General features: G+C 41.7%; 18 protein-coding genes and 1 pseudogene. 11 read left to right on the top strand and 8 right to left on the bottom strand.

The annotated features are described in order from the left end of the window. The first annotated feature begins 32 nt into the window (after positions 1-32). From V7L07_RS12325 to V7L07_RS12295, 7 genes are all read left to right on the top strand, one after another. The gene (locus tag V7L07_RS12325; RefSeq protein ID WP_335058129.1) at positions 33-683 is read left to right on the top strand and encodes a hypothetical protein; all 651 of its coding nucleotides are present in this window, start codon (positions 33-35) and stop codon (positions 681-683) included. Between the two features lie 266 nt (positions 684-949). Next, a complete protein-coding gene (locus V7L07_RS12320; RefSeq protein WP_335058127.1) occupies positions 950-1,360 on the top strand; it encodes a hypothetical protein in 411 nt (136 codons plus the stop codon). Positions 1,361-1,722: 362 nt separating this feature from the next. Beyond that, the gene (locus V7L07_RS12315) at positions 1,723-2,496 is read left to right on the top strand and encodes an AIM24 family protein (RefSeq protein WP_335058125.1); all 774 of its coding nucleotides are present in this window, start codon (positions 1,723-1,725) and stop codon (positions 2,494-2,496) included. Positions 2,497-2,882: 386 nt separating this feature from the next. Then, positions 2,883-4,253, top strand: coding sequence for a serine/threonine-protein kinase (locus tag V7L07_RS12310; protein WP_335058123.1), 1,371 nt, complete (start codon positions 2,883-2,885; stop codon positions 4,251-4,253). 71 nt (positions 4,254-4,324) lie between these two features. Then, complete coding sequence (locus tag V7L07_RS12305; RefSeq protein ID WP_335058121.1) at positions 4,325-5,788, top strand: ABC transporter substrate-binding protein; 1,464 nt, start codon at positions 4,325-4,327, stop codon at positions 5,786-5,788. Between the two features lie 289 nt (positions 5,789-6,077). After that, positions 6,078-6,302, top strand: coding sequence for a hypothetical protein (locus V7L07_RS12300; RefSeq protein ID WP_335058119.1), 225 nt, complete (start codon positions 6,078-6,080; stop codon positions 6,300-6,302). A gap of 36 nt (positions 6,303-6,338) precedes the next feature. Further along, the gene (locus V7L07_RS12295) at positions 6,339-7,388 is read left to right on the top strand and encodes a hemerythrin domain-containing protein (protein WP_335058117.1); all 1,050 of its coding nucleotides are present in this window, start codon (positions 6,339-6,341) and stop codon (positions 7,386-7,388) included. Between the two features lie 203 nt (positions 7,389-7,591). On the opposite strand, the gene V7L07_RS12290 is transcribed toward V7L07_RS12295, so the two are convergent. The 6 genes from V7L07_RS12290 to glsA all read right to left on the bottom strand — a co-directional run bounded on the left by V7L07_RS12290 (position 7,592) and on the right by glsA (position 14,403). Beyond that, positions 7,592-8,776 (bottom strand): M20 family metallopeptidase, encoded by a 1,185-nt coding sequence (locus V7L07_RS12290; protein WP_335058114.1) that lies wholly within the window; start codon positions 8,774-8,776, stop codon positions 7,592-7,594. A 175-nt stretch (positions 8,777-8,951) separates the two neighbouring features. Next, positions 8,952-9,515 (bottom strand): pentapeptide repeat-containing protein, encoded by a 564-nt coding sequence (locus V7L07_RS12285; RefSeq protein ID WP_335058112.1) that lies wholly within the window; start codon positions 9,513-9,515, stop codon positions 8,952-8,954. Between the two features lie 358 nt (positions 9,516-9,873). Further along, the gene (locus V7L07_RS12280) at positions 9,874-11,634 is read right to left on the bottom strand and encodes a serine/threonine protein kinase (protein WP_335058110.1); all 1,761 of its coding nucleotides are present in this window, start codon (positions 11,632-11,634) and stop codon (positions 9,874-9,876) included. Positions 11,635-11,876: 242 nt separating this feature from the next. Beyond that, entirely contained in the window at positions 11,877-12,065 is a 189-nt protein-coding gene (gene rpsU, locus V7L07_RS12275; protein ID WP_012407716.1) for a 30S ribosomal protein S21, read from the bottom strand. A gap of 226 nt (positions 12,066-12,291) precedes the next feature. Then, complete coding sequence (locus V7L07_RS12270) at positions 12,292-12,618, bottom strand: RNA recognition motif domain-containing protein (protein ID WP_179065315.1); 327 nt, start codon at positions 12,616-12,618, stop codon at positions 12,292-12,294. A gap of 801 nt (positions 12,619-13,419) precedes the next feature. Continuing rightward, positions 13,420-14,403 (bottom strand): glutaminase A, encoded by a 984-nt coding sequence (glsA, locus tag V7L07_RS12265; protein ID WP_335058108.1) that lies wholly within the window; start codon positions 14,401-14,403, stop codon positions 13,420-13,422. A gap of 911 nt (positions 14,404-15,314) precedes the next feature. On the opposite strand from glsA, the gene V7L07_RS12260 reads away from it, so the two are divergent. Further along, positions 15,315-16,418: a septal ring lytic transglycosylase RlpA family protein gene (locus V7L07_RS12260; protein WP_335058106.1), complete on the top strand. Its 1,104-nt coding sequence runs from the start codon at positions 15,315-15,317 to the stop codon at positions 16,416-16,418. A gap of 896 nt (positions 16,419-17,314) precedes the next feature. Here the strand turns inward: V7L07_RS12260 and V7L07_RS12255 are convergent. Beyond that, positions 17,315-17,725, bottom strand: coding sequence for a hypothetical protein (locus V7L07_RS12255; protein WP_335058104.1), 411 nt, complete (start codon positions 17,723-17,725; stop codon positions 17,315-17,317). A gap of 103 nt (positions 17,726-17,828) precedes the next feature. On the opposite strand from V7L07_RS12255, the gene V7L07_RS12250 reads away from it, so the two are divergent. The 3 genes from V7L07_RS12250 (at position 17,829) to V7L07_RS12240 (ending at position 20,547) form a co-directional block, all read left to right on the top strand. Further along, a complete protein-coding gene (locus V7L07_RS12250; RefSeq protein WP_335058102.1) occupies positions 17,829-18,074 on the top strand; it encodes a hypothetical protein in 246 nt (81 codons plus the stop codon). Between the two features lie 51 nt (positions 18,075-18,125). Beyond that, positions 18,126-19,916, top strand: coding sequence for a translational GTPase TypA (gene typA, locus V7L07_RS12245; RefSeq protein ID WP_335058100.1), 1,791 nt, complete (start codon positions 18,126-18,128; stop codon positions 19,914-19,916). 256 nt (positions 19,917-20,172) lie between these two features. Beyond that, positions 20,173-20,547, top strand: coding sequence for a hypothetical protein (locus V7L07_RS12240; RefSeq protein ID WP_335058098.1), 375 nt, complete (start codon positions 20,173-20,175; stop codon positions 20,545-20,547). 103 nt (positions 20,548-20,650) lie between these two features. On the opposite strand, the pseudogene V7L07_RS12235 reads toward V7L07_RS12240, so the two are convergent. Continuing rightward, a pseudogene (locus V7L07_RS12235) lies at positions 20,651-20,791 on the bottom strand (transposase); the annotation flags it as partial.

The following is a 20,791-nucleotide window of genomic DNA, read 5'->3' as shown; positions in this document are numbered from 1 at the left end:
TTGTGATTATTTATTGCATTAACACCATCCCCATGAAAAATCTATTGCCATTGTTATTGAGTGCTATTTTATTAAGTAGCACAGCAGGTTGTAATAAAACTAATAGCCAGACCGACAATACTTCTAGTAACAACAAAACCCCGATTGCTGAAAGAACAGCTACTCAGCCAAATAATCAACAAATATCCGTACCTGCTGGAGCAAGTTTTGAGACTGTTCTTAAACAAGAGATATCTACGGTTAAAAACCAAAACAACGATCGCTTTGTTTTAGAAATAAAGAATTCTTCAGTCGGAGACAATAAAGTTCTGCAAAATGGTCAAATACAGGGACACCTGGAAGATGTAGTCAAAGCTGCTAAAGGAAAAAAAGCAAGTTTACATTTAGTTTTTGATGATATTTCGCTTAAAAATGAATCATCTTATCCCATTGATGCAACTTTAGTCAACACCAAGTTAGAAACAAAAACCAAAGGTAAGTTCATTCAAAATGCAGGGATTATTTTAGGTGGTACAATTGCAGGTCGTTTTCTTGGTGATAAAGCCAAGTTTAAGCATGGTGGGCTAGCAGGTGGTGCAGCTGCGGCGGCTTTCGTTTTGTCTAGTCCTGGTGGAGAAGTTGTCCTTAAAAAAGGTACAAATATTAAACTTCAACTAAAATCTGCTGTTGGTACTACTCAATAAACCACGCACAGCATCTCCTTTTGGGAGAAGCAAATGGCGTTTGAGGCACGAAACCCAACATCTAAAGAGTTTGGTATTTTTGGGTTTCACTTCCCTACGGGACGCTATGCGAAGCTTCCACCCAAACTACATTTATTTTTCTCCTCCCAGAGTGAAATCAGAGGGCTAATTCCTCATTTGAGTCCACAGTTTTACTTTCTAATGAGAGGAAACATATTTATAATGATTTGATTAGTTTTCAGTTTGAAAAAGGCAAAGGTAGCAGGATGCAACAAACCTGGAAAGGTGTATTTATTTCCAGCCTGATGGCTGTAAGTTTAGCAAGTGGGAGCTTAGTTCCGGCTCAAAAAGCATCTGCGGATGAACATATACTACGAGATATTGGTATCGGAGCAGGTGCTGGAGTATTATCTGGGACAGTCATCAGAAGACGTGGTTCGTTGCTGAATAATGCGATCAAAGGAGCGGCGGCTGGTGCGGCTGTTAATGGTGTCAATGGTACTAGGTCTAGGTATCATAGAAAGCATCGAAATCTCGGTCAAGATGTTGGAGTCGGGGCAGCAGCCAGTACAGTTACAGGCGCGGTAACTCGCGGTGGCAAAGATACTCTTGGGGATGTAGTCGATGGTGCAGTTGCAGGAGCAGCTATTCATCTTATCACCAATGGCAAAAATTAATAATTGCTAGACTTGGTAAGTAATCTTTGACTTCTACTGCTATTCTCTGTCCAAGTAAGTAATACAAACACACACTTGACATAACATTGCAATGGGTTTGTCAATTTGAGGTGCGATATTGAGTTTAGTAATCTACAGAATGAAGGCAGGGTCTACCTGCCTTTTACTAATTAATGTTCTCACGAGTCTGTCCCGAAAATTGCAGTTAGTAAGATTGCTATAGTTACAGAAGTTTTCATGTATTTGAACCACATCTGTCGTCAGGGCACAGCAATGCTATACCCCTAGCGCGTCATCTATTTACCTGAAAATAGCTGTAAGCTAGTAATTTTCCTTTAAACCATCTGTGAGAAGAACATACTATGTCTGACTTCAATGGTGAACCGATACCAGAAAAGAGAAATCCCCAACAAACTTTTCATTCGGGTGACTTAAATTTAAGAATCGAAGGAGAAGTAGTACCTGTAGTAGATGTGCATCTAGGACAACAGCAATCAATTTACTTTGAACATCATATTTTGCTGTGGAAACATCCCAATGTTCGCCTTGGTGTCAAAGGTTTAAAAGGGGCAGCCAAGCGTTTCTTTGCCGGACTGCAAATTTTTATCAGTGAAGCACATGGGCCAGGGAATATTGCTTTCTCTCGTGAGGCTCCAGGACAGATTGTGTTGCTGCAATTAAAGCGTGGACAGACAGTGGATGTGCGCGAACATCAGTTTTTGCTAGCTACCAGTAATATTGAGTACAGTTTCTTTTTCCAGCGAGGGCTGGCTAACCTCTTTTTCAGCCGTAGTGGTGGGTTATTTATCGATCGCTTTATTGGTCAGCAAGAAGGGGGGCTACTTCTAATTCACGGTTACGGGAATGTTTTTGAAAAGTACCTCGCTCCTGGAGAGATGTTAGATGTAGAACCGGGGGCATGGTTGTGGAAAGACTCATCAGTGAAGATGGAGACAGTAACAGCGCTGCAATCTAGTGGCGGCATCTTGGGAGCAATTGGGGTGATGCTTGGTGGCATTTCATTCACTCTTAACCGTTTTACTGGCCCTGGTCGGCTAGGATTGCAGTCTATGACTTATCATTCTCCTGTATCTGAGGGTGCAGTTCAAGTCGGTGGTAGTGCTAATCTCGGTTAAAACTTTCTTCTGTGGATGCTTGATGCAGATATAGAATTCTAAGGAATAAGAATTAAATAACATGCAATTTATGTCCGTGGTTTACCTCACCCTCAATCCCTCCCCTTTATAAGGCTACCGTTTATACACAAGTCGGGTGTAAAGTAGGTGCAGAGGATTTTTGAAAAGCAAAAACTATGAATAATCCCATCTTAATTCATACTTCGACGACACCAGGAAGATCAAAGGGAAGCGATCGCCTAGCCTTGTTTTTACTGGCTAGAATGGAGTAAGTATCTCTACAAAAATATTCTTAGCGATCGTCATTGCCTATGTAGAGACTTTACAATGCAACGCCTCTAGTTAAGGTATATTCTAAAAACGAATAAAATGACAGCGATAATTATATGGTCTGCTGCCTAAATCCTAATTGCGAGAATCCCCAAAATCCTGACGAGGCAAAATTCTGCCTCCGTTGTGGCACAGAGTTGGTATCGCTACTCAGAAATCGTTACCGAATTATCACGCCGTTGGGGAGAGGAGGGTTTGCACGCACATATATCGCAGAAGATATAGATAAGCTCAATGAAAGATGTGTTGTTAAGCAGCTTGTTCTAAGTCAATTTTATGGCAGTCAGGGTAGTCAGGCACATAAAAAAGCGACTGAGTTGTTTGAAAAAGAGGCCAAACGTCTCAAAGAACTAGGAGAACATCTCCAAGTTCCCAATTTGTATGCATATTTTAAGGAAGCTGAATATCTGTATTTAGTGCAGCAGTTTATCGAAGGGCAAAATCTATTGCAAGAGTTAAAACAGCAGGGAGTTTTTGATGAAGCCAAAATTCGAGATTTTTTAAATGATTTATTATCTGTGCTGGTAGACATTCATCAACAGCAGGTAATTCACCGAGACATTAAACCAGAAAATATTATTCGCCGTCAAAATGATCGAAAGCTAGTATTAATTGATTTTGGGGTGGCAAAGCAAAATACGGAAGCAACAAATACTGCAATAGGGACAATTATTGGTTCATTAGGTTATGCACCAATTGAGCAAATGCAGGCGGGTAAAGTTTTTCCATCCAGTGATATCTATAGTTTAGGAATAACTTGCTTTCACTTGCTGACTAATATTTCTCCTTCGAGTTTGTGGGTGAAACAAGGATATGGTTGGATTTCTAATTGGCGGCAGCATTTAACGCAATCCATAAGTCAGGAATTAGGGATAATTCTTGATAAGTCACTACAAGAAAACCATGAACAGCGTTATCAATCTGCACAGGCTGTCTTAGAAGACTTAAAGAAGTTGCCACCGCTAAAGTATACATTAGCTCCTACAGTTATTCCACCTACCCTGCCATCAGGTTCGCAACCACAGAATCAACATAAATCAACTCGATATCTACCGCAATTTTCTAATATTAAATTATTGTTCGGAGCAATAATTGCTGGTTCGGGTAGTTCATTTTTAGCGATCGCACTTATCAGTTTCCTCGGAACTACTTGGATTAGCTCTGGATTGTGGTTACTAATTTTAGGAGGATTAGTTTTTATTCAATCTCGGCCGCTTGTAGAAAAAACTTATTTAATTGTTATTTCTATAATAGCAAATTTACTCATTGTCTTTGTTTTCCGAAATCTCCTAATCAATAATCTTCTCAAAACTGGTGTCAATGGACTGCTACTTGTAGGATTGCTAGTTATTCTAACAGGTTTATTGACAGTTATTATTATAGGTGTGTCTGAAATAATTAATAAAGTTATTTCTAAATATTTTTAAATTTTTGGTCTGGCTTAATTCTCATAAATCCTTGATGTCAGATAAATTTTGTAGAATTCGGGTAATTATTCATGACAAATAAAAAAGAAAATTTGAGGCTGCTTATTTCTCTCGGTCTAGCTGGGGTAATGGTAGCAGCTATTTTATGGTTAATTAGCAAAGTTTCTTCTACTATCATAACAACATCATCAAACCCCACACAAACTTCATCTTCGGTTGGAAATAAGCCTTCAGTAATGAATTTGGGTACAAGGATTTTGTTAAAAGTGCAAACATATCCTGAGAAAACAGATGGGGTTAAAGCTTTTGCTGAAAAAGATTTTACCACTGCTGTGCAAAAGTTTACTGCTTCACTAAAAAATAATCCTAATGACCCAGAAACTTTAATTTATTTAAATAATGCCAAAATTGCACGAGATAATTCAGACAATCTAAAAGTTGCTGTAATAGCATCAATTAACTTCGATCCTAGTTTATCAGAAGAAATTTTGCGTGGTGTAGCTCAAGCTCAAAATGAAGTTAATAACCAGGGAGGAATTGCTGGTAAAAAGCTGCAAATTGTGATTGCAAGTGCTGAAAATAGAGAAGATTTTGCCCGACTAGATAATGAATTAGTTCAAGATAAGAGTATTGTGGCAGCAGTAGGAGTTAGGCGTAACGCCGTAGTTTATAATCAGAATCGCTTGGTGTTAGTGTTTCCTATTGAGCGACCAAATCAAGCCGAAAATCAAGAAAAATTAGATAACAATTCCATAAATAGTCAGCCTAATAGTTCCCCAATTAACTACTCATTTCATGTAAATCCGCTATATGATAATTTAATCGATACTCATTCTCGGTACATTGCCCGACAAGCAAGAAATGTTGCTATTTGTGGCGATGTTCGTAGCTCAAGAGATAATTCAACCACTTCATCAAATCAGATACTTGTAGAACAGTACACTCAAGCTATCAAAAAATATGGCAGCAACGTTATTAGTACGCCTTGCAATTTGGCAGATAAGAATTTTGATCCTAGAGCTTTTGTAGATAAAGCCATAGAAACAGAAAATGCAAGTGGCTTTTTATTAATGCCTTCAATCAGAAATCTATATTTTGCTAGCAAAGTGGCACAAGAAGTTAAAGGTAGAAAGCCACTGTTTGCCTCTGAAACTATGTACAGTGCAACAACTTTACAAAATGGCAAGGATCTCGAAGGAATAGTTTTACCTGTGTATTGGCATCGTGATGCTAATAAAAATAATCCCTTTGCGAAAAATGCCTTTCAGCTTTGGAATGGACAAGTAAATCAGAGAACGGCGGGAGCTTATGATGCACTCCAAGCAATTATTGCTGGCTTAAAACAAGACAGTACCCGCGAAGGATTACAAAGGGTATTGTCTAATCCCAATTTTTCAACTTCTGGAGCAACTGGAATGATTAAGTTTTCAGCCTCCGGGGAGCGTCAAGGAGAAGCAATGCTAGTCAAAGTTGAGCGTTGTGAGTCTTGCTCTAGTGGAACTGGTTACGATTTTGCCCTCTTGAATAAGAAGTAGTTTTTTAACGTTAATTTTCATTCTAAAGATATAGATTGCTAGTAAATAGGTAATCTGTTTAATTTGAATGTAATACTAAACTGGTTATACCAATTCAATTAATGATTGCAAAATATCCTTGGCTAAAGATGCGATGAATCGCAGGGAGCATCTCATCTTTGCAAATATACCAGGCGATTAGAAATCGCGGCTACATAAACCAAGTCCGCCTACGCGGACTCAAAGGATTTGAAACCCACGGAGATGGGTTTTGTCTGTATAGCTGCGAATTCCATTCGCTAGAGCAAACGTGTTTTTACAGTCATTAAGATGCTCCCTTCATCGCATCTCTACAGGTGGTGTATTTGTCGCATTCTTTTTTCAAATTGGTATGACTTTTATTGCCATCATAAATAGAAGCGATCGCTTCTATTTATCTCTAACGAAAACTTTCGTTTCTCTACCCATAGTTGTGAGTGCGATCGCTCAAAAGAAAGAGGCAATATACCTAACCCCTATGTCAAGCTTATATTAGTTAAGAATTATGAACACTTTGCCGAGGAGAACATGAATGGTAACTACATTAGATGATACGAAACGCAATGCAATTGCTGTCAAACTTGCAAGTCTTAAAGCCCTCCAACAGTTGGTCATAGAAAATGAACAATCGCTTTTGACGCAAGGGCTTGATGCCGAAATTGCCGATCGCATCCGAAATTTTATCAATGACGATCAAAAAAACCTTGGTGTTTTAGAAACCGTAATTGTTCAATATGGCATTCAAGCTGAACCCAAGAAAACTGTCACACAATTCATTGAAAAAGCTCGTGAATTGTTCAAAGGTTCTGAGTTGAGCCTGTATGAAAAAGTATCTCAGCATGAATTGCTGAAACATCAATTAGTAATCACTGGCTTGATAGTTCACAAAGCTGCTCAAAAAGTTGGCGCTGATGTGTTGCTAGCGATCGCACCTTTGAATACCATTAACTTTGAGAACCGCGCTCACCAAGAGCAACTCAAAGGCATTCTGGAAATTCTGGGTGTCCGCGAACTAACTGGACAAGACGCAGATCAAGGAATTTGGGCGCGTGTTCAAGACGCTTTAGCCGCAGTCAGTGGTGTGGTAGGTAGTGCTGTAACCCAAGCCAGTGACAAAAAGGATCTGAATATCCAAGATGTCATCCGCCTCGATCACAACAAGGTAAATACCCTGTTCACCGAACTACTGCAAAGCAACGATCCTCAGAAGATCCAAGAGTACTTCGGTCAAATTTACAAGGATCTAAGTGCCCACGCTGAAGCTGAAGAGGAAGTAGTCTACCCCAGAGTACGTCCTTTCTACGGTCAAGATAACACCCAAGAATTGTTTGATGAACAAGCTCATGCCAAGCTGGCGTTAGAGGAAATTAAGGCTCTTAGCCCATCTTCACCGCAATTCAAAGAAAAAGTCAAACAGCTATTGGATGCTCTCGGCGATCATATTCGTCAAGAAGAAACCACACTGTTTGCTGCCATTCGCAACAACTTGAGTACTGAGCAAAGCGAACAACTTGCTACTGAATTCAAAGCCGCTAAAACTAGAATTCAACAAAAACTTGGTGTTGTTACCGAATCAAAGTAGGATGCTTTCAAGCTTTCTATATCAGCTAAGAGACTTCCAAATAAAAAAACATCCCAAATTTTTTTGTGGGGTAGGCAACATGAGCGCCCTAAATCTGGGACGGGTGGGGACACCCATCCCATAAAATGGATAATTGATTTCTTGGAAGTCCCTAAAAAAGGTTAAATAAAAACTCTCAGCGCTTATCTGCTGGGAGTTTTTATTTACAAATTTTGTTGACAGTATTTATAAGCGGCATAAGCCATAGTTACAACCCCGGTGATAATAGCAGATTCATCAACTTCAAATTGGGGATGGTGTAATGGGTGATTAATGATTCTTTCTTTGTAGCCTACACCCAAGCGAAACATGGAACCAGGGGCGTGTTCCAAATACATCGAAAAATCTTCAGCACCAAGGGAGGGTTCGGGTAAGACTTGAACGCGATCGCTACTCCAAGCTTCTTCGGCGGCTGATTGTAACAATTGTGTTAGGGTATAATCATTTTGGACACTGGGTACACCCTGGCGATAATTAACTTGATAGTTTGCTCCGTAGGTATGGCAAACATTAGATACAATATTTTCAATCCAGTTTGGGAGATGGGCACGGGTTTCAGGATGGAGCGATCGCACGGTTCCCAATAACTGCACTTTATCAGCAATTATATTTGGCGCTCTGCCACCATTAATTTTCCCGATACTCAATACTACAGGACGCAAGGGATTCTGCGTCCGGCTGATAGCTTGTTGCAGTGCAGTAATAACTTGACAAGAAATCCAAATCGCATCAATTGCCTCATGGGGACGCGCCCCGTGTCCAGATTCTCCCATAATCAGAATCTCTAAATCATCAGCAGCGGCCGTCAAAGCCCCATAACGCACACCAATAGAACCTGCGGGTATAGAAGGGAAAACATGAACCCCTAATACAGCCGAGACATTTTCCATCGCCCCATCTTTCACCATCCAGCTTGCCCCTTGGGCAATTTCTTCAGCTGGCTGAAATAAAAATCGCACTTTCCCACCCAACTCCTCAGTCAACTGGGACAGCACCATTGCCGTTCCTAAGCCCACTGTGGTGTGGACATCGTGACCGCAAGCGTGCATAATCCCATCTGCACGAGAGGCATATTCCAAATTTGTGCCCTCTTGAATTGGCAAGGCATCCATATCAGTGCGAATTGCCAATAAACGGCCATTTTGGCTAGTGCCTTGGAGTTCTCCAATCACGCCCGTTTTACCAACTCCTTCTTGTACGTGCAGCCCAGTGGAAGACAAAACACCAGCTACAAAGGCTGCTGTTTGGTACTCCTGACCGCTAAGTTCTGGGTGAGAGTGGATGTGACGGCGAATTTCAATTAAGCGAGGCGCTAGTTTTGCTGCTAAGTCTTTTATATGGGTAAGCATCGATTCAATTAATCTATAGGCTTTTTTCCCATGATAAAGAACTGTTAACAAACAAAATGCTTTTGCTATACAAGCAGGGAAGCAGGGGAAGCAGGGAGCAGGGGAAGCAGAGGAAGAAAAACTATTGATTATTGCCCAGTCCCCAATCCCCAGTCCCCATTCCCCAGTCCCCAATCTATTTTGAATAACAGGTTGTGCCTAAAGTATTTTCGGGTTTGAACTCGTTACATTCTCTGAGATTTTGACGCTCTGACGACCAGTCATAAGGTTTGTCAGAGGTGACGACACCATTAGCCAGAGTTGTTAGTCGAAAGTTAGCCCCCCGAAAATTAGTAAACTCCAATTTGGCATCTTTTAAGTTTGCTGCTTCTAAATTGGCGCTAATGAAACCGGCATAAGATAGATCAGCACTTTCCAGGGATGCTGATTTCAAATTTGCTCCTGTTAAAGAAGCACCGCTGAGATTTGCCTTATTCAGAATTGCACCTTCTAAATTTGCACCAGTGAGATCGGCATTGGTGAGATTAGCTTGAGATAATGTAGCGCGACTCAAGTCAGCCCCGCGCAAATTTGCTCCAGTTAGATTCAGTTTAGTTAGGTCAGCACCACTCAAATTACACCGAGGGCAGGCAGTTGTTGCCTTCAACTGATCCAAATCTAGCTGATTTAATGCAACGGCCTGCTCTGCAAACCCAAAACAAGCTAACAGGGCGACGGTAGCAACAATCTTAAGTTTCATATTTTTTACTGATATTTACAAAAATGACAAATTACGCATACAGCGTACTGTCATACTTACATATACCGCTTCTCTAAGGAAGAACAGGGATGAAGCATTCATTAAGAAGCTGTAAAAATACTATAAATTCTAATGGTAATACTACTCAAACTGAAATATAGGCTATAGAATCGATTCGTAAGGAACTATACCGAACCAATTATAGACTACCACATATGTGATCCCCCTAGCTCGATGAAAAATACGACTAGGGGGATCTTGTTTTTGGGGATTGGGGACTGGGGATTGAAAAGAGGCAGAGGGGCGGGGGGCGGAGGGGAAAACTCTTCTCCCTGTTCCCTTACTTCCCCTGCTCCCTTCATCGCCATCCCAAAAGACGCAATCCAGGGACAATTAGGTAGTAACTCACTCCTAACCATAAGCTGATGAAGAAGCCCACAGAACCAAAAAAAATCAGAGGCGAGTATAAGTCTGACCAGGCTGGTTGACTAGTAAATTGGAAGATGGGAGGTGCTAACTTCAAAAGAATCAAAACTGCATAGGCGATCGCACTTCCAAAGGCCGATAACACCGCGTACACTATATGATGGCTGCGAAGTCCTAAGCCCAAGGTGAGTAAGCTAGCTGCTACTAAAATCACTGCCACTAAGCCTTCACCGCTGTCTTTTGGGGTGATTAATTGCAAAATCAACCAGCCGAAGCCATAGCTAATCATGCCCATCAGGGATGCTACTAAAAACCGCCGCCGTTGACCAAAACACCCCGATACTGTCAGTCCCCAAGCGGTTCCCCAGCCTGCGGCAACGAACACCAGAATATCTGCTCCGAAGACGGGTTGAGTATTTGGCACTAATTGATTTAGCTGACTCGAGATAGATTCCACAAACTGACGCCCTAAGCTGGTGTGATAGGCCAAAATAAAACCAGCGATCGCACCAAAACAAGCGCCGATACTACTCAAGATCATTGCCCAAATCGTCGCCAAACAAGCTCGGAAAATTTTGATGATTGTCTGAGCAATAAAAATAATGGTTTTGGTGACAGCTTGGCTAAAGTTAGCCAAAATTTGCTCAATAGCTTGTATTAGCTGTGTAAATCTCTGGGAAACTTGGGTTGAGGTTTGCTTAATCTTGTTTCGCAGTTGGGCAAACAACCCTGGTGGCGGTAATGGTTGAGAAATCTTCGCCAAACGTTTTTGAATTATAGCTGCATTTGCCGGACGCGATCGCACATCTTCCTGTACCATTTCATCCAGCAAATCTGCTAGTTGCGGATTGACATTCACTCCAGTTCGCCAGCGTAATTTCCCCGTTTGCTGATCTTCTAACTCTAGCGGGTATTTGCCTGTTAATAGTTCAATCACCGTTCGACCAAGGGCATAAAAATCGGCACCTGGCCCAACAATACCTCCTGTTACTTGTTCTGGTGGACTGTAACCAGAAGAAAATAAGCGGGTGGAACTAGACTGAGAACGCAGTTTAGAAGGGGTAAATTGTTTTGCTCCCCCAAAATCAATTAGTACCAAGCGATCGCCTTCTGCTGACCCTTGAGACTGGGTTATAGATGGCGAAGATGTTCCCAGCATTAAATTAGAAGGTTTAATATCTCGGTGAATAATCTGACGTTTGTGTAATTCTTGTAAAATTTGTAGAGATTGGGCAAACCAATTTAAAACCAAATCCTCTGGACACCCTTGGGGAAACTTTTTTAATATCTCCTCTAAAGTCCGCCCATTGATTTTTTCCATTACCAAACAAGGTAGTTGGTGCGGTTTGGGATTAAACAGGTTTACGTTAAAATACCCATCGGCATCAACTGTGGGGACACCCGGATGCTGCAAGCTAGATAAAACCGCCGCCTCTTGGGTAAATAATTCCAGTGCCTTTGGCGAATCTTCCACCAACACTTTCAGTACTTTCTCAGTTTGAGTTTTTTCATCCCAAACTGTGTAGATTTGAGCAAATCCTCCCGATCCCAATGGTTGAAGCGGAACATAGCGGTCTAACAACTCTAGCGGTGCGCCACAGCTGTTGCAAAATTTGTTTCCCCAAGGCTGAGGATAAGGACGTTGACAATCAGGATTTATGCAGTGAACCGCACTCTGAGTGATGTGGGACACAACCGCTATAATACAAAGGCTGACTTGATTTTAGCGTTTCTTGAGATTTCCTGATTTTAAAATAGGCAAAAGGAAAACCCTCATAGATTTTATGAGGGCATTCGCTTATATTTACAGCAGATTTTCAAGAAGGTGAATTACAAAAGCTAAGTCTCAAAGCAAGGTATAAAGCCTGTTTTACTTCTTTTAGGGCAGCAGGGCATAGCCCATCCTGACTCCTGAATTCTGCTGTATCTCAGCCCTTAATTGCGAAAACTTCTCTTACTTTGTCTGTGCTTGGCAACTTCTTTGCGCTTACGTTTTTCTAGGGGTGTTTCAAAATGACGATGCTTTCTCATGTCTGGAAAAATTCCAGCCTTGGAAACTTCTCGCTTAAATCGTCGTAAGGCTGACTCAATGTGTTCATTGTCACCTACAATTACTTGGGTCATTATTTCTCCTAACTAAGTTGACTTCATCAATGGCTATGGGTACATTCAGGAGTGCTGAGTAACCCCATACATAAATCTAGGGGATAGTTACAAAGCTTGTCGAATTATTGAAATAACGACAAGCACTTGTTTCTGGGCACTCAGCACTGCTTTGGTAACATTACAAAAAAAAGACAGACTCCTTGTCTGACCTTAAGACTTTAGGTAAATTTTTTTGTTTCCAAAGTTAGTAGCGTCCGCCGCGTCCGCCACCGCCACCGCCGTATCCTCCTCTGTTACCGCCACCAAAGGAACCTCTATCACCTCTGTCTTCCTTGGGTTTAGCCTTATTTACTTTCAGGTCACGACCCATCCACTCAGCACCATCAAGGGCTTCAATGGCAGCGGCTTCTTCAGCTTCAGTTCCCATTTCCACAAAAGCAAAGCCTCGCGGACGACCTGTTTCACGATCAGTAGGTACTTGAACTCGTTTTACAGTCCCATATTCTGCAAAAATACCACTTAAATCTTCTTGTGTAACGTCATAAGAGAGGTTACCTACATAAATTGACATCGATTCTCTCCAAAATCATCACTGTGTAGAGATTTTAATTTCTCTGAGAAGTCTGTAAATACTAAAAGGAAAAAGCCTTTCAATACTAAAACCAAAGACATCACTGAATTAACTCTCATAAATCTAGGATGACATACGAGCCAACTCTCTGCATCCAGTAGATAGTTAATTAGTGATGCGATCGCATCTACGCGATCGCTTGCCCCACTGACCCTAAGTACAGCCCACCAAAAAATAGGGTTGGAAATAGAAGATAAATTCTGTAGGGTGACATAGGAAATCAGGCATACAGGAGCGCATCTTTGAATATCCGAATTGAATGTTTGACTGCATTAACCATGAAGCACTACTCCAAGATTTTAATATGAAAGGCAAAGTCAGGCAACAAATATATATAACAATTCAAAATTCAAAATGACGCTCGTGACGCTCGATGACTCGCTTGCCGCCGGCGCTATCGCTCTTAGCATCTCCCTTTGGGAGAAGACTCGCTCTAAGCGTTGGCGGAGCCTCTCGTAGAGAAGGCTTTACGCTGCGCTAACAAAATTCAAAATTAAAGACATTTCAGACGGGGATTTAGCGAGAAACGCGGTCTTGGGATGCATCCCAAGTGGAGCGATTTCTCAAGACAAACCCCGACTGAAATGGGTGCTAGATGTAGATTGCAGGTTCTTAAACCCTTTAATTTACGATAAAGCTATAAAGTGCTAACTTATTTTCCTTTGAATAATCCCCGATTTTGGGGTCTGAATCCCTAATCCCCAGTCCCCAATCCCCAGTTCCCAATCCCCAATCCCCAGTTCAATCAAATTTCGCCTCTTGACCTGAACAATCAAATAGATGTAAACCTAAGCGTTGGGAAAGTTCTTCACACACCTTTACCCCCCGCACACTATTACCACGCACATCCAGCAGCGGCGAAAAAACGCCAATGCCCATCTTATTGGGTACAACGGCAATAATCCCACCACAAATACCACTTTTCGCTGGAATACCAATTTTATAAGCCCACTCACCTGCAAAGTTGTACATTCCACAGGTATACATCACACTCAGAATATCTTTGATGTAACGCTTATCTACCGCCCGTTCTTTGGTGATGGGGTTAATACCTCTGTTAGCCAGGGTAGCTGCCATTACGGCTAAGTCTTGGCAATTTACCATCACAGCACATTGCTGAAAATAAAGATCCAGTGCCTCTTCTATGTTCCGGTCAATCATGCCAAAGTTGAGCATCAGATGGGCCATTGCACGGTTACGATGCCCGGTACTACGTTCTGATGTAAAAACTGAAATGTCAACAAACACGTCGCGGCCAATATATCGCCGGAACATATCTAGCATTCGGTTGAGGCGTTCGGTGGGGCCAGAACCTTTGATTAAGCTGGTGGTTGCGATCGCCCCAGCATTTACCATTGGATTATAAGGTCGCTTCGATTGCTCATCCAAAATTATCGCGTTAAATGCATCCCCCGTCGGTTCCACACCAACTCTAGTTAAAACGTAATCTAGTCCATGATCTTCTAAGGCTAGTCCATAAGCAAATACCTTGGAAATTGACTGAATGGTAAAAAGTTGCTCGTAGTCTCCAACTTTATAAATCTGACCATCTACTGTGACAATGCAAATGCTGAACAAGTCCGGGTTTGCCTTTGCCAATTCGGGAATGTATTTCGCTACTGCACCCTCTTGCACTGACTTGTACTGTGAATGCAACTCTTTAAGAACAACTAATAATGGCGATAGTTCTATTTCTAAATCCCCTTGATGTGCTTGGTTTGTCATCAGGCTGATAGCATTTCCCAAAATATTCCAAAATATTCACTATATATAATAGGGGTCTATAGCCGTACATCCCTACAATTGCAAAGATTTTGGCAAAAACAGCTTGCTCTCAAAAATCATCCTTGAGCAATTACTGAAGGTATAAAATAACTACTGTAATTTTTGATACATTTAAAGTCTGTTATGTAGGCGATCGCAAAGATTTCCTAATTTTTTCATGATTAATCACAAAAAATATTAAGTTGAGTATCTTTCTTTATTTTATACTCAGTATCACTGTTATTGTATGTTATATATAGTACTCATTTTCATCTAGTTATGGAAAACCAAAGTCATGATTAATGTACGTAGAACAAACTTTGAAAAAAGAGATGAAACTCAAACTGATTTGCATAAATATCCAAGACGTAACTCATATCACGACCTGTTCATAGAGAAATCTAAAGATTTAATTAAATAAGTGATTTTGAGTATTTATGCCGATGCCATTTAATTAAAGGTATATTATCTCCTTATAGGAAATAGCGAAAATACATGTGATATAAAATACACGGGTAGTTACGAGCCTTTAGAACCAATGTGAATGGGGTATTGTCACTTTAGGGTGCAAAAAGGGTAAAGTTTTTTTAAGAAATTTTTGACTTGTCGAAAAAAGCGTTACATAGCCAAAGTCCTCATTTGAGAAAGGTTTCACCCTCAAAATGAGAATTGAAATTTGAAAAAGTGGCCAATAATTACGCTAAAACCCTGATCCCCAAGCCGAAAGGTTCATGTTAGTCTGTTGCAGTTATAAATAAAAAGTGAAAGCGGAACGAGTTCGAGTTTTTCAGAAGGGAAGTTACTTTTAAAAAGTAATAAATCCCGCAAATTATAAAACTTTTAAGTTCTACAGACGCTTTAAAAACGGACGCATGAATCAAAGACATTTGTGGACTATTGTTGCCCTGTTTATGACTGTTTTGGGTATACCCTCAGTCGGTTGTACTCAAACCACTAGGGGGAATGCGCTAGCATCCCAAAAATCATCTATCACTCCTATCACTGATGCGGTGAAGGTGGGAGAGTATCAATCAACAGCAGGAAAGCAAACTTTGGATGCTGTGATCACAGAAATCCATCCTCATAACGTTGGAGGACGTAAGGCGGCAACTCTTTTTATCCGAAATATACCTGTTCTCACATTTTTGAGTTCTGTATCAAATACGAATCTTGAAAGTAAAAAAGTTGGTGAAGTTGGAAATACTGGGGGCGTACAATTGTACGCCCTTATTGCTAACAACTCATCAAAAGCAGTGAGTGCTGAGAACGCGATGGCTGTGAGCAACCAGATTAGCTCTGTTGACGATGACCCGGTTCAGATAGCTGGTATAATAGCCGCTAAGATCAATCAGTTAAATCGGGAAAATGTGGACGGCAGCAAGATTACCGTTAGTTGGAAAGCGGGGGAAAAATCTACAGTTGCTAATCACGCGCAAAACAAAAGCGCCCCTGTCCAGAAAAATGGCGATCGCTATGTCATCAAAATTAATGGCGAAGAATTGGTCGAAATCAATGAAGGTACGCGATTAGCAGGTACCACCAACAATCTAGCGCAAGATGCATTGCAAGCAACCAATCGCCTACGCAGACTACTAGGCAATGCATCTCCCTTAAAAGAAATTGCGAATTTACCAATATCAATACCGAAATTGCCACAAGAGATTTCCGTCGGCGGAGTGCGAATCTCTTTCAGAGGTATGGCTTCCTATTACGGCTATGATGGTTCTGGTAATCGTACCGCTAGCGGTCAGAGATTCAATCCAGAAGAGATGACTGCCGCCCATCGTAGCTTACCCTTTGGTACGCAAGTTCGTGTAACCAATACTAACAATGGTCGTTCTGTAGTGGTACGGATTAACGATCGAGGCCCATTCATTCGGGGGCGAGTTATAGACCTGTCAGCTGGCGCAGCTCGAATTTTGGGAATGATGGGTAGCGGCGTAGCACCAGTACATATCGAAGTCTTAGGAAAATAATCGAGTGGGGAATAGGGAAGAAAGTTAATCACTACTTCCCACTTCCCATAACAATTCCCCTAATTCAAGGTTGGGTTGACGTAAGTGGGTAGACACAAATTAACCTAACTATGTAACCAAATGTAAAATCGTCAAATTCCTTGTGATTGCTTCTCTACGAGACGCTACGTGAACGTTACATCCCGTTTCACTCGCAATCACATACTTGTAAATTTTCCCACCCACCTTGAAAGTTCTGAGTGCTGTTAGCAGTAGCAGGGCGTTTAGCCCGTGCTGAGTAAAAAATACTAGTACAACACGGCGTAAATAAACCACCCCTGACGCTCGATGACTCGCTAACGCTGCGCTAACGGCAGTTCCTCATGGAGGGAACCCCCTTCTCTACGAGACGCTCCGCGTTGGCGTCAGCCTCTCGCAGAGAAGGCACTAGCCTCTACCTTTGGGAGAAGACCGGACTGCCTTACCATTCAAAATCAATGAAACGCTTATGCTGTATTCATTTTTAATTTTTAATTCCGCCTTGCGGTACTAGTCCCCAGTTCCTCTTTCATCTGTTCTGGTGTAAGCAATTCATGATTGCTACTTCAGGAAACTCAACCTACTTTTAATCTGGAGATAGAACAGCAGATTCGCACATTATCCATCACTCAACTACGAAGACTTAACTGAGGCGCTGTTAGATTTCTCCAGTCAAAGCGATCTAGTAAATTACTTAGGAAATATCTCTTTAGCTCAACCCAATCAAGAAGATTAAATAATTCGTAATACTCCTCATTCGCGTAGCGTCTCGTAGAGAAGGCAAGAAGCAAGCTACGTAATTCGTAATTATTTGATCGGATAGTTAATCTACAGCGATCGCACTTTTTGAAAACACATACATATAAGTTGTGCTTTTCTCAATTGCGATCGTTGTGGTTAGATGCCGACAGTGAAATAATCTCAGAAAAACGTGAATACTTAACCGCATCGCTAGTAGGATAATCCATCGACACTGCAAGTAACCCAACTTTTATATCCTCGAAATAAATCACACCCCCAATACGTCCTTCAACTTGGAAAGACCCATGAAATAAACGATACTGCCCAATGTAGATTAGGAAAAAGCCAGTAATCTTTATTTCCCTGTCAAACATTTGCTGACAAGTTTTGTGGAGGACATTATCTAGGTATTCATTATAAGCAGGCTCACCCAGTTCAGTAAATTCTGAATAATCCGCAAAATGATCCATATAAAATAACCAGATATGGGACAAGTCTGCTTCATTCGTCAGTTTTTGCTTAAGTTCCTGCAATCGGTCGATATTCATAGTGTGGATAGATATTGAGGAGATGAGGCAAGCTGACAGCACTGTTAAAAATCTACCACAGCGATCGCTTCAACACCTCACTTAGGAACATGGATTAAATAACATGCAAAACTTCATCCTGTCTCTAGCTTCCCTCTCCAATATATCGGCTACCGTGTATACACAAGTCCACCACCAAGAGCAAGTTTCCAGCCAAGCAAGCTTTTTTTATCTCAGCAATGCCGTAATTACCACACATCCTCATTGTCAGGTTTACAAAACTCACCTCAATTGTGACGATTACGCTAGAATTATTAAAGGTTCTTTACAGAGTTTGCTGCTCATCCCCAATTCTGTTAAAACAGCCTAGCATTCAAATGTAAATCTTATAAACACCCTCTAGAGTTCACCAAAAGCTTCTATGACGCTCCCAATTCGCAACGTCGCCATTATCGCCCACGTTGACCACGGCAAAACCACCCTGGTTGACGCACTCCTCAAACAATCCGGCATTTTCCGCGAAGGCGAAGACGTTCCGGATTGCGTTATGGACTCCAACGCCCTAGAACGAGAACGGGGTATTACTATCCTGTCCAAAAATACGGCAGTTCGCTACAAAGAAACACTAATTAATATTGTTGATACTCCTGGACACGCTGACTTTGGTGGCGAAGTTGAACGCGTACTCGGCATGGTTGACGGATGTCTTCTGATTGTCGATGCCAACGAAGGCCCTATGCCCCAAACACGCTTTGTACTCAAAAAAGCCTTAGAAAAAGGGTTGCGCCCCATCGTTATCATCAACAAAATTGATCGTGGTAAAACTGACCCCCACGTTGCTGTTGATAAAGTATTGGATCTGTTCTTGGAATTAGGGGCAGATGAAGACCAGTGTGATTTTACCTATCTGTTTGCCTCCGGTATGGCAGGTTTTGCTAAGGAAAGCTTGGAAGCAGAATCGGTAGATATGCAACCCCTGTTTAATGCGATTCTGCAACACGTTCCACCACCAGTAGGCGACAGTAACAAGCCTCTGCAATTGCAAGTTACAACCCTAGATTATTCTGAATATCTGGGACGAATTGTGATTGGCAGAATTCACAACGGTACTATTCGCTCAGGACAACAAGCTGCTTTAGTAACAGAAAATGGCACCATTATCAAGGGTAAAATTACCAAGTTGATGGGCTTTGATGGACTGAAGCGCGTAGAGATGGAAGAAGCAACCGCAGGTTATATTGTGGCGGTGGCTGGTTTCGCTGATGCTTATATTGGGGAAACAATTACTGACCCCAATGAACCGCAAGCTTTACCACTAATTAAAGTGGATGAACCAACCTTGCAAATGGCCTTCTGGGTGAATGATTCGCCCTTTGCTGGTCAAGAAGGCAAGTTGGTGACATCAAGACAAATACGCGATCGCCTATTCCGCGAACTCGAAACCAACGTTGCTTTGCGTGTCGAAGAAACCGATTCTCCAGATAAATTCCTCGTTTCCGGTCGTGGAGAACTCCACTTGGGTATCTTAATTGAAACCATGCGCCGCGAAGGCTTCGAGTTTCAGGTATCTCAGCCACAGGTAATTTACCGCGAAATCAACGGTCAACCTTGCGAACCTTTTGAACTCTTGGTGTTAGACGTTCCTGCTGATGGTGTGGGTAGCTGTATTGAACGCCTCGGACAACGCAAAGGCGAAATGCAAGATATGCAGCCAGGTAGTGGTGATCGCACTCAGCTAGAGTTTGTCATTCCCGCCCGTGGTTTGATTGGTTTCCGGGGTGAGTTCATGCGGATGACTCGTGGCGAAGGCATCATGAATCACAGTTTCTTAGACTACCGTCAAATCAGTGGCGACATTGAAGCGCGTAACAAAGGCGTTTTAATCTCCTTTGAAGAGGGCGTTTCTACCTTCTACGCCATGAGAAATGCCGAAGATAGAGGAGCATTCTTCATTACTCCAGGTACAAAGGTTTACAGAGGCATGATTGTGGGAGAACACAATCGTTCCCAAGATTTGGAATTGAATATCTGCAAGACCAAGCAGTTAACCAACCACCGCGCTGCTGGTGGCGATGAACTAGTGCAACTGCAAGCACCGATAGACATGAGCCTAGAGCGTGCCTTGGAATACATTGGACCCGATGAATTGGTGGAAGTTACCCCCCAATCGATTCGTCTGCGGAAGATGTCGAAGAAGTTGGCGAAACGGTAAGTAAAGCAATAACTTAATTAATTGATTTAGAAAGCCCGCTCATCCGGGCTTTTTATTTTGCTAATTACGTTGCTCGATTCCTCAAAACTCTCTAGTTTTGTTTGTCGTACTTATATCCAAAAAGACAAATTCGTATTCTATGAAGATTTATACAAATGTTCGTTATATTCATTAGTAAATGAGGTTTTTACTGGTATAAATAAATATAATTGTCAGTCTTTATAAAAAAACTAACTAAATTTTTATTAGTACAATTATGACCGCAAATAGCATTAAATTTACGATCGCCTTCAACGACCCTGACTTGGACGCCGAAGAAAAGGACGAGCAGGTTCAACAACTAATTTCTGAACTCAAGCAAATTGACGAGGTAGATACAGTTGGTCGTGTTCTTGATCCCAGCCCACCAGAAGGCAACAAAGCATTAGGCGGGTTTCTGGTGGGTTTGTTAATGACTGAGGTAAATACAGCCAATGCGAAAAAGTTGATGGGATTTCTGGGCGATCGCCTCGGTGGTAAAGCGATTGAATTGTCGGTAGAAGCCAACGGCAAGAAGTTGACGGTGAAAGCCCACAGTCGGGAAGAACTAGAAGCCGCCATCAAAGCAGCCCAAGATTTTATTGCAGCATAGACAGGAAAACATGGCAAAGGTAGCATTGCTGATTGGGGTCAGTAAGTATGAGCCAGGACTAAATCCTTTAGAGGCTGTTTGAAAAGTTTTGAGGGGTCAAATTTTATGCTAATCGCCTCACCATGATCCGAATCATGGCAAGGTAGATAAAATGTCTCCGATGTTTCAGGCAATAATTCATAGTCTCTAACCAATCGCCGACACCCCATTAACCAACCAAAAGTCCGCTCCACGACCCAACGTT

The sequence above is a fragment of the Nostoc sp. genome, from assembly GCF_036916985.1.
GTDB lineage: Bacteria > Cyanobacteriota > Cyanobacteriia > Cyanobacteriales > Nostocaceae > Nostoc.
The sequence above is the reverse complement of the archived record's forward strand: the minus strand, read 5'-3'. Positions and strand labels throughout refer to the sequence as shown.